General features: G+C 45.2%; 11 protein-coding genes and 1 CRISPR repeat array. Of the genes, 9 read left to right on the plus strand and 2 right to left on the minus strand.

Translation table 11 applies throughout. The features are described from left to right. Window positions 1–181: 181 nt before the first annotated feature. From cas6 to BLR65_RS26620, 9 genes are all read left to right on the plus strand, one after another. On the plus strand, window positions 182–925 hold the full coding sequence (gene cas6, locus BLR65_RS26580; RefSeq protein WP_093797512.1) for a CRISPR-associated endoribonuclease Cas6: 744 nt from the start codon (window positions 182–184) through the stop codon (window positions 923–925). Window positions 926–1,336: 411 nt separating this feature from the next. After that, window positions 1,337–3,367 carry a hypothetical protein gene (locus tag BLR65_RS26585; RefSeq protein WP_093797514.1) on the plus strand — a complete coding sequence of 677 codons (2,031 nt, stop codon included), beginning with the start codon at window positions 1,337–1,339 and terminating at the stop codon, window positions 3,365–3,367. Further along, complete coding sequence (locus BLR65_RS26590) at window positions 3,360–4,310, plus strand: CRISPR-associated protein (RefSeq protein WP_093797516.1); 951 nt, start codon at window positions 3,360–3,362, stop codon at window positions 4,308–4,310. Before BLR65_RS26585 ends, BLR65_RS26590 begins: the two co-directional genes overlap by 8 nt. A 12-nt stretch (window positions 4,311–4,322) precedes the next feature. Beyond that, entirely contained in the window at window positions 4,323–5,003 is a 681-nt protein-coding gene (gene cas5, locus BLR65_RS26595) for a CRISPR-associated protein Cas5 (RefSeq protein WP_093797518.1), read from the plus strand. Continuing rightward, window positions 4,991–7,414, plus strand: coding sequence for a CRISPR-associated helicase/endonuclease Cas3 (locus BLR65_RS26600; protein WP_093797520.1), 2,424 nt, complete (start codon window positions 4,991–4,993; stop codon window positions 7,412–7,414). Before cas5 ends, BLR65_RS26600 begins: the two co-directional genes overlap by 13 nt. Window positions 7,415–7,441: 27 nt before the next feature. Then, window positions 7,442–7,951 carry a CRISPR-associated protein Cas4 gene (gene cas4, locus BLR65_RS26605; protein WP_093797522.1) on the plus strand — a complete coding sequence of 170 codons (510 nt, stop codon included), beginning with the start codon at window positions 7,442–7,444 and terminating at the stop codon, window positions 7,949–7,951. A 13-nt stretch (window positions 7,952–7,964) separates the two neighbouring features. After that, window positions 7,965–8,960: a type I-B CRISPR-associated endonuclease Cas1b gene (cas1b, locus tag BLR65_RS26610; protein WP_093797524.1), complete on the plus strand. Its 996-nt coding sequence runs from the start codon at window positions 7,965–7,967 to the stop codon at window positions 8,958–8,960. Window positions 8,961–9,130: 170 nt separating this feature from the next. Then, window positions 9,131–9,394, plus strand: coding sequence for a CRISPR-associated endonuclease Cas2 (gene cas2 / locus BLR65_RS26615; RefSeq protein ID WP_093797526.1), 264 nt, complete (start codon window positions 9,131–9,133; stop codon window positions 9,392–9,394). A gap of 364 nt (window positions 9,395–9,758) precedes the next feature. After that, window positions 9,759–11,445: direct repeats of the CRISPR family, unit length 30 nt; unit sequence GTTGTTAGCTTACCTATAAGGATTTGAAAT. A gap of 237 nt (window positions 11,446–11,682) precedes the next feature. After that, entirely contained in the window at window positions 11,683–12,387 is a 705-nt protein-coding gene (locus BLR65_RS26620) for a hypothetical protein (RefSeq protein ID WP_143122665.1), read from the plus strand. Window positions 12,388–12,582: 195 nt separating this feature from the next. Here the strand turns inward: BLR65_RS26620 and BLR65_RS26625 are convergent, their stop codons facing one another. Together BLR65_RS26625 and BLR65_RS30225 are read right to left on the minus strand one after the other, a co-directional pair. After that, on the minus strand, window positions 12,583–13,047 hold the full coding sequence (locus tag BLR65_RS26625) for a DUF2971 domain-containing protein (protein WP_093797530.1): 465 nt from the start codon (window positions 13,045–13,047) through the stop codon (window positions 12,583–12,585). 231 nt (window positions 13,048–13,278) lie between these two features. After that, a partial coding sequence (locus BLR65_RS30225) for a transposase (protein ID WP_218130675.1) occupies window positions 13,279–13,478 on the minus strand: 200 nt, incomplete at its 5' end.

Genomic DNA, 13,478 nt, shown 5'->3' on the forward strand with positions numbered 1-13,478 from the left:
GAGCGTTGTTAGCCTACCTGTAAGGAATTGAAATCCCCGAGATGGTAGCTCAGGTTCTCTGGTGTTCGGGTTGTTAGCCTACCTGTAAGGGGCGAACCCTTCACAGATGCCATTGCTTTTAGTTTTCTAGAAGAATTAGAAAAAGGCCGCTCCGCAGTGCAGTGGCATAGGGGGACAAGCTATGCATTTGGATATCTATTTTCGTATTGCCGATGGAAAAGGGCTGGTTTTGCCGGTCAGTTACAATTACCTTGTGCAAAGTGCATTATATCATTCCCTTGATATAGATCTGGCCGAGTTTCTGCATGAAAAAGGCTATAGGAACGGCAGCCGGACATTTAAGTTGTTTAGTTTTTCCCTGCTACAGGGACCTTATCGCATGGACAAGGTTAAAAAGACAATCGAATTTGACCAGGAGGTCAAGCTGACGATTTCTTCGCCGCTGCCCGATTTCTGCCAGTCCTTGGTCACTGTGCTGATGACTAGGGGCAGCATGCGGCTGGGATCGCAGAATGTGATGATCGAAAAGGTGCAAGCCCGCCAATTAACGGTTAACGGGGAAAGGGCGATTGTCAGAACCCTGTCGCCGGCGGTACTTTACAGCACAATGCTCCGGCCTGATGAGCGGAAATATACTGTTTATTTTCAGCCTGGGGAATCGGATTACGGGCGTTTGTTCAATGAAAATCTCCATAAAAAATACGGTGCTCTGTTCGGCGGCGATTCGCCGGCGGGTACTATCGACGTTAAGCCTCTGGGATTGCAAAAGATGAAGCTAATTGTCTATAAGGAGACGATCATCAAAGCCTATGCCGGCACGCTGGTATTGAACGGCCCGCCGTCGCTACTGCAACTAGCGGTGGACGCCGGTATTGGCGGCAAGAACAGCCAGGGATTTGGCTGTGTCGAACTGGTAGGACGATAAATGATTTTTTTTCAAGAAAAATATGAATTGTATAATGGAAAATCTGTAAATTTGTAGAAAAATTGCAGGAAGTAAGAATAAATGGTAGAAGTAGATGGGAGAGATGTAATACATCTCTCCCATCTACTTCTGCACCCTCTTAGGTAGGCTAGATCTGCTGCAAGATGAAATATATCACATATATTTCAAATCCTTGTAGGTAAGTTGCATAATGAATAAAAAGTGGGTTAAAGGATATAAGTATATAGATTCTGCTCAAGTATGAAATATTCAGCATATTAAGAAGGAAGCTCCTTTCCATAGGTCATCCTCCTAAGTATGCCGCACTGAGTTATTGGTTATACTGGTATTATTTACCGAAAATCATAATTTTATAATTCAATATATAAAATTTTTTTAGGAGGTGAAGCAATGCTTGCCGAATCCATCATTCGCATAGGCCGACCGATCAAAAACGGGAACATGCCTTGTAGAGAAAAAATTGCGCTGCTTACGGACAACCTCAGCCCAAACTGCAAGAACTTTTTCCGCCATGTGCTTTTAGTAGAAGTGGCTGAGACGGAACTTCGCCTTCAACAAATGGAGTTAGGCAATGTCGTGAAAACTGAGAAGAACAAAGAAGACTTTGAGGTTGATGGAAAGAGCAGCACGGCATTTCCTATTTTTTACCCCAACGGCGGCAATCCGCTGCATGCGCAGGGAATTTATGCCTTGCCTTGTTATTTGTTGTATGATCCGCATATTAAAGCATTAGGGACTGTAGAAGAGTTTAAGAAAGAATTTCTTTTGCCACGGCTGCAGTCTACCCTACATTATAGAGAGTGGCCGGCGGCGAAAAAGAAATTGCTGGCGGACCGGGTTGCCGCCTTGTTGGCAGCCAAAGCAGCCGAACTGATTACTGAGGAGAAGCAGTTGGGCATCCTGATGCTCTATGATGCGACGCTGCCAGTATTTCAACAGCGAGCAGAATGCCTGGATAACGACGCCAATTTGCTGCTGATCGGCGAGAGCCAACTGTATCCCGGACACTACCTGTACCTTGACGGTGAGAAAACACTGAAGAATATCGGTCTGGCCAAGTTTTACGAAGCGGCCGAACTGGGCAAAGAGCAGAATGCGGTTTCCACCTTTACGAACCGCGTTGAAGATGAGGTCGTTTCCATTTACAATAAATCCTGGCTGTGGTTGTCTCCCACCTGGGACATGCCTCGTTCTATTTATTGGGCTGATAACGAGTGGACAAAAGGCATCAAAATTGATGCAGAAAGCTATGCTTCTTATTTTTACGGCGTAAACTTTTTAAAGGAAATCCAGGTGCCGGTCTCCAGCGCTGTACTGAAGGAAATGTTCGCACCGGTTACCAGCGTGGAAGCCAAAAAGAATATGAAAGCATCCAGTTTTGAGGCAATTTACGGCATACCGCTGGTTTTGCCGCTCACGGACGGCGATTCGCAGCAGCGCTTTGCCAAATATCGTCGCATGTTGCAAAAAGAGAATAAAAAGCAAAGTGACAGCGATCTTCACCTGGAGCTACTGGCCGGACTGAACAAAAAAATTATTCCAGAATTTAGTGATGAGCACCGGCTGACGATACTGTATTACTCCGGCGATTTGTCACGCGGCAATATGCATATCCGGGCAATGATTGAGGATGTGATACCCAGCGTTGCCAGCCGGATTGAAAAGATAGTAGATGCGCTTGTCAAGGTTGAAACAGGTGAAATACAGGATGCCTTTAGTGTTCCAAGAACTGATGTTTACAAGACGAAAACCCTGCCGGCCTTGCTTGCCAATGCCTTTGGTCCGGGCTATATCTGGGAAACGCTACAGGCGGTTCTTCACAAAGAACCGCTGCGGACCGCCCGGCTGCGGCTGACAACGGCCCGTCGGCTGAATGAATTGGCGAATAAGGAAGAATACTGGCAGATGGCGCAGGAACTGGTTTTTTTCTACAGTTTTTTATATTTTTTGCAGCGTTATGAAGCGGAGATTTTAGAAAAGCAGGGAGGAGTGAACATATTGGCGGATTGGAATGATTTTCGATCATTATATGGTCAGGGGAAACTAGAGTTGAAGCATTTGGCATCAGTCGAGCAGTTGGGTTTCGCGGCGGGACTGCTGCTTAAACAATTTTCCAATTCTTATTATCAAAAAACCGGCAAGGATTTTGTCAAACAGCGCGTGATGAAATTCGGCAGCAAGCTGACGCCGGAAATGATCTGGAAGAATGGTTTGCTGCGCTGCGAAGAACTGGCGCAACAATGGAGTATGAAGCTGGCGGCGAATTTCCGGCCGGTGTTGGCGGAAACTTTGCTTGGCTTCCTTGCATGTCAGGCAAAGTTGGTTCCGGAAAAGGACGCGTTTATGACCGCTTTTTGGTCCGGATACCTGCTTTATAAAGCCGATAAAAAGAATGAAAATGGAGGCAGCGACAATGAATAGCAGTGAAATCGTCTTTATTAAATCGGTAAAGGACGGCATCCCTAACCGCGATCCCTTAAATGACAGCGATGCCAGACGGCTGTTTCCGGAGGAAGACGGCCGTATTTCCCTGAGCGATGTCAGCATCAAGCGCGATGTGCGCGATTTTATTATCGCTTATGAGCCAAATGGCGGTGCGGCGCAGAAAAATCATATTTTTGTTCAGGAGAAGGTTAATGACAAGGGAAAACTCTTAGGGCGGGGCAGTTTAGCAGAAGAGATTGCCAAAAGCGTCGGTGAGGAGAAAAAGGCTAAGGATGACATGAAGAGTGTGCTGAAAGCGCATTGTTTTGATGTACGCACATTCGGCATTGTTTATTCGGTCAAACCGAAGTTTAATCTGACCGGTCCGGTACAGTTCGGCTGGGCGCATTCGTTGCATCCAGTCGATACTCAGTATGTACAGGGGACAGTGGTGATGCCCAGTTCCGATTCCAACGATGAGGGTGAAGGAAAGACCCAGGGGACGATCTGGACAACCTACACGTTGCCGTTTGCCGTGTTCGCCATGCCGGCGGTAATTAACGCTAAGGCAGCGGAGCATTCGGGAATGACGGAAGAGGATCAGGAATTGCTGTTGCGAGCTCTGTGGCAGGGGACACAGCACCGCCAGGCCAGAGGCCGGGGTCAGCAGCAGCCGTTAATTCTGGTGCATATTGAGTATAGCGATCCATTTTACCGTATTGGCTACCCGGAAGAGCTGATTGCCATGTCGCCTGACGCAGCGGCCTGGAAAGCGGCGGGTAAGCAGCCGTCCTCTCTGCAGGATGTTTCATTTGACTTGACTAAACTGCTGGTGGTTATGGCTGAAAAACAGGAGAAAATTGCTCGCTGCCGGATCTGGCTGCATTCCGGCGTGAACGTCAGCGGCGATATCCAACCGTTTGTTCAGCCGATATGGTAAAAGGAGAACGCCATGAGAGGAATTGCATTTGATGTCAAAGGGAATATCGGCCATTTTCGCCGTCCGGACACGACAGCGACGCAATTGACTTATCCCTTTATTACGCCGACAGCCGCCAAGGGGCTGGTGGGTGCGATATTGGGCATTGAGGACTTCGTGACCGCCGACCGGGTGGGGATCGAGTTGTTGCAGCCGGTGCGGACAGTGGCGCAGCAGATGTCGATGCTGGGCAAAGACGCCGGCGCAGCGTTCAACCGTCCGACTACGATTGAACTGCTGGTCAATCCTGCCTATCGTATTTATTACACGGGCGAAGAGTATACAGAAGCCTTAATCGCAGCGCTGGCGGCGGAACAGACGGTATATGCCACTTATCTGGGGGCGGCCTATGCACTGACTAAGCCGCTGCTCTACCGGGTATATCCCTGTGTAGAACCGGCCGCAACGGCAGATGAAATTGAAAGTAAGTCGGTGGTGCCGACTGCTATGATCGGTCGTCTCGTTGTTAGACCTGACCGCTATTATTGCCGGGCGGGCGGATATCTGCGGCAATATAAGGGTGGCCGCCGTTTTGAACAGTCGGTGGATTTTCTCTATGAAAAAGACGGCAAACCGATCTGCTTTGTTCCCGGGAGAGAGCCGGTGGACTTTCAACTGGCGGCGTTTGGGGAAGATTTGATATGTTTAGTATAGTGCCGTTTGCCGAGTGCATCGCCCGGCCGGATGAGGGCGAGAGAAAACATTGGCTGATTGATCATTTACTGGCGGTCAAGGCGGCCATGGAAAACCGGCTGCAAAGAATAACCGACGATACGGTCATCATACTGCTGGCCGGGTTGGCCGGTGTCTGCCATGATCTGGTGAAGTGTCACCGCGAATGGCAGAAATATATCAGGGGAAAGCGTCGCCAGGGCCCTAACCATGCTCCGGAAGGAGCTTTCCTTTTTTCCTATCTCGGCTATCATTGGCTGCAGTCGCACAAGCGGTGGCCGGAGTATGCGCAGGTTTGGCTGTGGCTGGCGCGGGATATTGCCGATCATCACGGTGCGCTGAAAAGCTTTGGCGATAAGTTATGGATGAAAAACGGGCCGTGGGAGCAGCTCGATTTGCCGGGAATAGCGGCTTTTTTGCAGCAGAGTTATCCTGATTTTGTTGTGCCTGAGCTTTCGGTAGCAGTGCTGCGGCAGTGGGCGACTCAGTTAGAGGATGTTCAGGACGAGGCGGCGGAAACATTGGATGAAGGCCGCTTTCCCGAAACAGGAAAATTAATGCGACGCTTAATGTTTTGGCGGGAGCTGACGACGGCTTTGATTGCCGGCGATCGATTTCATGTGGCACCTATTATCGGTGGCAGCTTTGATCAGGCCGGGCATGAACGACATGACCGCTTAATCGATGCTTTTTGCCATTCGGCTGGTGAGGCGGCGTTGACGGCTGTTCGCAGTCAGGCGCAGCGGCAGATTCTGCGGCAACTGGCCGCCGATCCTTTGCGTCGGGTATATACGCTGGAAATGCCGACTGGTTACGGCAAGACGATTACCGCGCTACGGCTGGCCGTCTGGCTGGGCAGACAGTATAACTACGGGAAAGTGGTTTATGTGGCGCCATATTTGTCGATTTTGGAACAGACCAGTAGTGTCTTTGAGCAAGTGTTAAATGAACCGGTGTTGGAACATCATTCGCTGGCCGTTTTAAACGACAGTCAGAAAAACAAACCGGAATACGAAGCAGAAACAGCGGAAGAGGAAGGGCAACTGCATGACGGTCAACTGGTGATGGAGTCGTGGGCTGCGCCCATTGTCTGCACCAGTTTTCAGCAGTTTTCCAAGGCTCTGTTTCCCGGCAGGGCGCAGGACACCCTGCGGCGGGCTTTTTTGACTAACAGCGTGGTGATTATCGATGAACCGCAGATTTTTGCCCCGGAAAGCTGGAACGTCTTTTTGCACGGGTTGGAAGCAGCGGCGAAACTATACAATCTGCGGGTTATTTTTCTGTCGGCTACGATGCCGCCGTTCGATTACGGCCTTTCTCAGGAGAATCGCCCCGGGCGTCTGGCTGTTGCTCCGGCTGCTAAGGTCGAGCGTTATCAGGTAAAGCAGGCTGGCAAGATGGATGAACAGGCGATTGCCAACTATATGACCGGCTATTTGTCGGAACAGGCCATATCGCAGGCAGTTATCGTCAATACCATTGCCGATGCCTATCTGGTCTATCAGAAGCTGGCGGAAAAAGTGGACGCGACCACGCTGAAACTTCTGCACGGCATGATGGCTCCTTTGCATAAACGGGTGGAGATTGAAAAAATCAAAACCTTCCATGAGCAGGAAGAGACCAAAGAAAAGCGTTTATATGTGGTATCGACGCAGATCCTTGAGGCCGGTGTCGATCTCAGTTTTCACCATATTATGCGGGCGCTGCCGGTGTTGCCGTCAATTATACAGGCGGCAGGGAGGGTAAACCGTAATTTCAGCGGAGCAATAGGTTTGCTGACCTTGATGCTATTTTTGCGTAACGGCGCAAAAAACACCCGTGGCTGCATTTATGCCCCTTTCCTGCAGAAATTAACGGATGAATTGCTGCAGCAGCAGGAGGTGTGGCAGGAGTCGGAACTGCTGGAACTTATCAAAGAATATTACCGGCGCATGTTCGCCCACAATACCTATGAAGCGGGCACGCAGGCTATTCAAGCCGCTTATGAGGGGAACTGGCCCGAACTGGGGCAGAAATTCATGCCGTTTGGCAACGAGGACGCCTACCGTCTACCGGTCTTTGTTCCCTGGCAGGCGACAGCCGAAGATGTAGCCTTCTTTCCTTCACACTTCGTCGATTTACAACGCCGTCTCAGGCTGGAGACGCCGGAACAAATTTATGAACGTTATGCAGACCGGGACTATTATACCGGCATGACATTTCAAGAGAAAAAAGACTTTATGATCTTGATGAATCACTATGTCATCAACGTGCCGCCAGATTTAGCTCTTTCGCTTGTAGGCCGGGATGCATACATAGAGAAGCGGATACCTTGTCTGCTGAATAAAAGCGATTATCATCCGGTTTGCGGTCTAGCTAAGCGCAAAGTGGAAGGGTTTGATTCATTTATTTAGCACTGGATGGAAGAGGAGGCGAAAACGGTGGATGTGTTGGAGTTTGCTGTTACTGGCACCCATATTTGGTATTATTACTGCTGCAAAAGAGAAGTCTGGCTGATGCTGCATCAGGTGAACCCGGATGAAGATGACGCCAACATGGATTTGGGGCGGTTTCTACACGAAATAACCTATGCCAGGGATCGGAGTAAAGAAATTACCCTGGGCAATATCCGTCTGGACATTGTGCGGCAGGAGAAAGACGGCATGGTTATCGGCGAAGTCAAAAAAAGTTCTAAATACATAACCAGTGCCCGGATGCAACTGGCATTTTATCTGCTGGAGTTAAAAGGACGTGGCATTGAGGCGCGGGGCGAACTGCTTTTTCCGAAAGAAAAGAAAAAGGAAGAGGTTATATTGACTGCGGATATTGAGCAGGAACTGGCGGAAACGACAGCGGCCATCCGGAAGCTTGCCACCGAGACAAGACCGCCGCAGGCAAAAAAAATAGCCCTTTGCAGAAACTGTGCCTATAAAGAGTTCTGCTGGGCATAGTGGAGGACGAGTGATGAAAAAGACGCTGTATATCTTTTCGAGCGGACAGCTAAGGCGCAAGGACAATACAATTTTTTTCATGAATGAAGAGGGAGAACAAAAATATATTCCGGTTGAAGACACTTCCGAATTGATGGTATTCGGCGAGGTGGACATCAATAAGCGTTTTCTGGAGTTTTGCTCGCAAAAGGAAATCATGATTCACTATTTTAATAATTACGGCTACTATAGCGGTACATTTTATCCGCGAGAACATTATAATTCCGGCTACATGATCCTGCGTCAGGCCGGAGCGTATCTGGATGAAACGGCGAGAATACAACTGGCTCGTCAATTTGTCACCGGCGCTGCGCAAAATATTCGCCAGGTCTTAAAATATTACCAGAACCGCGACAAAGATGTTGCTCTGCAACTGGAAGCTATTGAGGGACTCAGGGGAAAGATCGGAGATACGCAGGAAATTCCGACACTAATGGCGATTGAGGGTAACATCAGAGAGCAGTATTATAAAGCCTTCGATGCCATCCACGGATTGAAAGAATTTATTTTTGAAGGCAGATCGAAGCGACCGCCAAAGAATGAAATGAATACGCTGATCAGCTTTGGTAACGCGATTGTCTACTCTACTGTATTGAGCGAAATTTACAAAACCCATCTCGATCCGCGGATCGGTTACCTGCACTCGACCAATTTCCGGAGGTTCAGCTTGAATCTTGATATTGCCGAAATATTTAAGCCCATTCTGGTGGATAGAGTAATTTTTACCTTAATCGGTAAAAAAATGATTAGCAAGAAAGATTTTAAAAAAGAGTCAGGCGGTCTGCTGCTCAAGGAGAGCGGACGGCGGGTGTTTGTCGAAGAAATGGAAAGCCGGCTGAAAACTACCATAACTCATCGTGATATCGGCAGTCCGGTATCCTACCGGCGTCTAATCCGGCTGGAACTGTACAAGCTGGAAAAACACTTGATGGGGGAGACGGCCTATGAGCCGTTCGTTTCACAATGGTAGAGAGCAGAGACCTTTCATATAAAGCGCATTGTCACGGTATGATTTATACACAGCAGAATTGTTAATATTGCATTATTGAGAGCTTGAGAGGATGGTGTTTCGATTATCGCCGATATAGCTGATGATCTTCCTGACAGCTGAGACAAAATACGCGGAAGTGGGGGACTGTTATGTTTGTAATCCTGGTTTATGATGTGGGAGAAAAACGGGTGACAAAGGCTTTGAAACGTTGCCGGAAATACTTAACCTGGGTGCAAAACTCGGTGTTTGAAGGTGAAATATCAGAGACGAATCTGGCTAAGCTAAAAATGGAACTGGACAGGATTATTGTTGACAACGAAGATTCAGTAATCTTTTATACCTTACGGACCACCCGTTATTCTCAGCGGGAGATTATGGGACTTCGCAAGGGAGGGCAGGACTTGATCATCTAAACTTTCGTCACTGCGTATTTCGGGGGATGTCAGATGACGGAGTTGGTGACATTCCTAGAGCAGCGAGATAGGATGTGGATCTGGGGCTGGAGTTCCGTCCCCTCGACACCCTTAAATAACTCAAGGGTTATAGGGTGATCCCGGTAAAAAACCAAAAATTTCAGCAGGAAAATACCAAGTTATTCCGGAATATGTTTCATAAACTTGGCCAGGATTAAAACATGTCGTCGATGTAAGGTAGCGTAAAAATGCCAGGAGGTCGACGACAAGACATTTCAGCTTTTTCGCGGAGTTTCAGTTTGAGCAAGAGGATCTAGTCAAAGCAAGAAAAAGTATAAAGCCCGTGTTTTCTTGTGTTCGATTGGTTGTTAGCTTACCTATAAGGATTTGAAATCCCCATACGATCACAGGCCAAATGTATGGACTGCCAGGTTGTTAGCTTACCTATAAGGATTTGAAATAATTCATTTTGATTCTCCTTTCAGCATAACCCCGGCGTTGTTAGCTTACCTATAAGGATTTGAAATCTCCTCTTCACGCGCCGCTTTATCCGCATACGCCTTGTTGTTAGCTTACCTATAAGGATTTGAAATTCTGAGTGTTAAACGGCGGCAGCGCAGTCCAGAATCGTTGTTAGCTTACCTATAAGGATTTGAAATTATCCATTCCAAAGAACCACCAAAGCATTCTTGCTAAGTTGTTAGCTTACCTATAAGGATTTGAAATATCGTCAACAAAATAAATGCCGTGAGTGTGCTGATCGTTGTTAGCTTACCTATAAGGATTTGAAATTACCGAGAACATCCACACGATTTTATTTTCCCCGCAAGTTGTTAGCTTACCTATAAGGATTTGAAATTATGCATTAGCTTGCCGGCGTAAGTGCCGATAAACGTTGTTAGCTTACCTATAAGGATTTGAAATACGAAATAACTGGATATACACTAAATGAATATGGGAAAGTTGTTAGCTTACCTATAAGGATTTGAAATTCGCAGGCCCGATAAGGGGCCGGGCAAAGGAGGATGAGTTGTTAGCTTACCTATAAGGATTTGAAATACTGTTGTCGTGCAATTCGACCCTCCGCAACCAAAATGTTGTTAGCTTACCTATAAGGATTTGAAATGTATAACCGTCCGCAGGCTGTACACTTGCCCCACCGTTGTTAGCTTACCTATAAGGATTTGAAATTTGGTAATGTCCGGGCAAGGTAATACCATAGGCATGTTGTTAGCTTACCTATAAGGATTTGAAATCACCGCCAAGGCGATATTGGACCGACAAATTGCCCGCGTTGTTAGCTTACCTATAAGGATTTGAAATATCAAAAACACGGGATAGCTCCGATACTGTTGTTAGTTGTTAGCTTACCTATAAGGATTTGAAATTTAGCACCTTATCCCCATCATGGATTCGTGCGCCCTCGTTGTTAGCTTACCTATAAGGATTTGAAATACGGCCAGAACTTCGGTATGTGCGGTAAATCGATAGGTTGTTAGCTTACCTATAAGGATTTGAAATTATCTGCATCCAGACCGCCTTCGACCACTGCGGCAAGGTTGTTAGCTTACCTATAAGGATTTGAAATTATTCGCCGCGAGTCATAGGCTCACCATGAACAATCTGTTGTTAGCTTACCTATAAGGATTTGAAATAAGAACAGATCGAAATCATGAAATTCTATCCGCATAGTTGTTAGCTTACCTATAAGGATTTGAAATATCTATAAGGCAAGACCGTGGGAGCAATACTTCTGGTTGTTAGCTTACCTATAAGGATTTGAAATCGAAGCTGAGCAATAAAAGAGGCCGCACTCGGGTCAACGTTGTTAGCTTACCTATAAGGATTTGAAATGCAGATCAGTAGCTTCCTCGCCTAGATGTTCTAATGTTGTTAGCTTACCTATAAGGATTTGAAATCTGGATGGCTATGAATGGCGGAAACGCGAAAGAGAAGTTGTTAGCTTACCTATAAGGATTTGAAATTTAAAACATTCCGAGAAACTAACCACCGTCAACAATGTTGTTAGCTTACCTATAAGGATTTTAAATATATAACCGCCAGTTGTAGTTCCAATGCTGGTAACACCGTTGTTAGGCTAGCAAAGGAAAAGATGGTAAGTATAGCCAATGGGTAAATATAACCGCATAGTCCATTCAGTAGCGATACGCTCCATTCTATTAATGAATGGAGTGTTTATTTTTATGTACTATTATGTATTTTATATACTTAAATTTACTAAAAGTGGTATAATTTTAATTACTAAGTTATCTAAAAGAGGGCTTATTATGGAAATAGATTTAAGTCAATTACCTATTTCACAACTATTTAAAGATTACAAACATCGAATAGAAAGTAAATCTAATCGAAAAATATCTTTATTATTAGAAACGAATGAAATAGTAAATTATCCTGCAGCATTTTATCATTCTAATGATAACTGCATTCTAGTTCGGGTTAACCCAGGATTAGAGAAGGATATGTCAATATTTGAACCAATTATTGCTCATGAAATAACTCATGGGTACTTGAAATATAAGTGCAAGTATGGGTTTATTAAAATGAATCCAGAAAATATACAATTAGCAGCAAAAATACAAACCATGATAGAAGATATTCCTGTTCAGAAAATGATCGCTGATTATGGATTTATTGCAATCCCTCCTCCGATAGAAGCAAGTATTAATATACAATTATGTATGATAAAATCAGGAATGCCGGTAGGACTTATTTATGATACTTGGTCATTGGTGCACAACATTGTTCTCTATTGGGGCCATATAAAATATATAAAGATTACAGAAAAACAACGTATAATTTTAAAAGAATTATTAGATGAACTTCAGAAGCGATGCCCCAATGAATATATGATAGGTGAGGAAATATCAAATATGTTTAATGAATATGATGTTTTTCAAGCGGAAGGATATAGCAAAATAATGCTAAAAATAATTACTAAATGGAATTTTCCTTTTCATTACATAGTTGAATAAAAAAATCTGTTGACTATTGTATGGTGGATAGCCTTTCTTTCTTTGCCGCCTGCGGGGTTAGCCTGGTGGGCGACTTTTTCGTTTACTTGCGTTTTTAAGCAGAAAGTGTCATTTTACTTTCATGAGGTACTTTGAAAGTAATTAGCCCATCTCTCAGCCGGTGGCCTGGGGATGGGCTTTTTATTTTACTGGGGATTAATCCCACTTTGTCATACTGGAATAAATAACAAGTTTAGGGTCGAGTCCATATTTTTTCAACAAAGACTTAACAACGATTTCTACCCATTCAGGGGCTAGCGGAGAAATATGTATTGCATCAATAAGATTAGTTAAGTCTATAGGGATGCTACGCCCTGATAATGGATTTTTATACTCTTCAATATTTTCTCCCTCATACATAGTTGTTGCATTTTGTAATATCTTTTTGTCTATAAAAGCCACTCTTAATTCGCGTTCATGTTCAAACGCCTTTATTTTATAGAAGATTGGTTTGGCTAAAGATAAATTATTATTGGTTACGGGCGGTACCCTTTTATGATCGATATATTCGATGCGACCGATCTTAAAATCTTCATCCGTCTTTTTTAGTTCATCTCGTAATTTTCCAATGGTTGTTTTAAGTGCAATCCCCTCATTGGTTAATGAATACAACTTCCACATTGCGGCCGATTCATAGTCATTTATATGCCAACAATTCACATAAACGTAATCATAAAAAATATTTTTTCCATTAATTGATTGTACTGCGAAAAGTTAATTTATGACCTTGTTATCACTGTTGCTGTAAATTTTAAATCGGCTACAGCCACATCTTTTCCTATTACGTATATATGTCGCTGCATCTCCAAGCTACTTACCCCTAAAATTAATGATCTAATTATTACTCGTCTGTTAAAAGGACAGACTAACCCCTTGAGGTGGTGTTGTAGGAAATGACGTAGCTACCTGCTTGATTGTTTCCTTGGTTTTTCTGGCTAGATAGGTAATGAATTGCTGGAAATTATGCCCGATTATTTTGAGACCAACTACAGCGCTGACCTTATGCTTACCACGAACTGCTAGTTTGCCAAGTCCTTGACTGCGCTTTAGAG

It is taken from the genome of Sporomusa acidovorans, assembly GCF_900101845.1.
Lineage (GTDB): Bacteria > Bacillota > Negativicutes > Sporomusales > Sporomusaceae > Sporomusa > Sporomusa acidovorans.

Coding starts and splice junctions, on each gene's coding strand:
- cas6 (WP_093797512.1), top strand. CDS start 182: ATGCATTTGGATATCTATTTTCGTATTGCCGATGGAAAAGGGCTGGTT.
- BLR65_RS26585 (WP_093797514.1), top strand. CDS start 1,337: ATGCTTGCCGAATCCATCATTCGCATAGGCCGACCGATCAAAAACGGG.
- BLR65_RS26590 (WP_093797516.1), top strand. CDS start 3,360: ATGAATAGCAGTGAAATCGTCTTTATTAAATCGGTAAAGGACGGCATC.
- cas5 (WP_093797518.1), top strand. CDS start 4,323: ATGAGAGGAATTGCATTTGATGTCAAAGGGAATATCGGCCATTTTCGC.
- BLR65_RS26600 (WP_093797520.1), top strand. CDS start 4,991: ATGTTTAGTATAGTGCCGTTTGCCGAGTGCATCGCCCGGCCGGATGAG.
- cas1b (WP_093797524.1), top strand. CDS start 7,965: ATGAAAAAGACGCTGTATATCTTTTCGAGCGGACAGCTAAGGCGCAAG.
- cas2 (WP_093797526.1), top strand. CDS start 9,131: ATGTTTGTAATCCTGGTTTATGATGTGGGAGAAAAACGGGTGACAAAG.
- BLR65_RS26620 (WP_143122665.1), top strand. CDS start 11,683: ATGGAAATAGATTTAAGTCAATTACCTATTTCACAACTATTTAAAGAT.
- BLR65_RS26625 (WP_093797530.1), bottom strand. CDS start 13,047: ATGTGGAAGTTGTATTCATTAACCAATGAGGGGATTGCACTTAAAACA.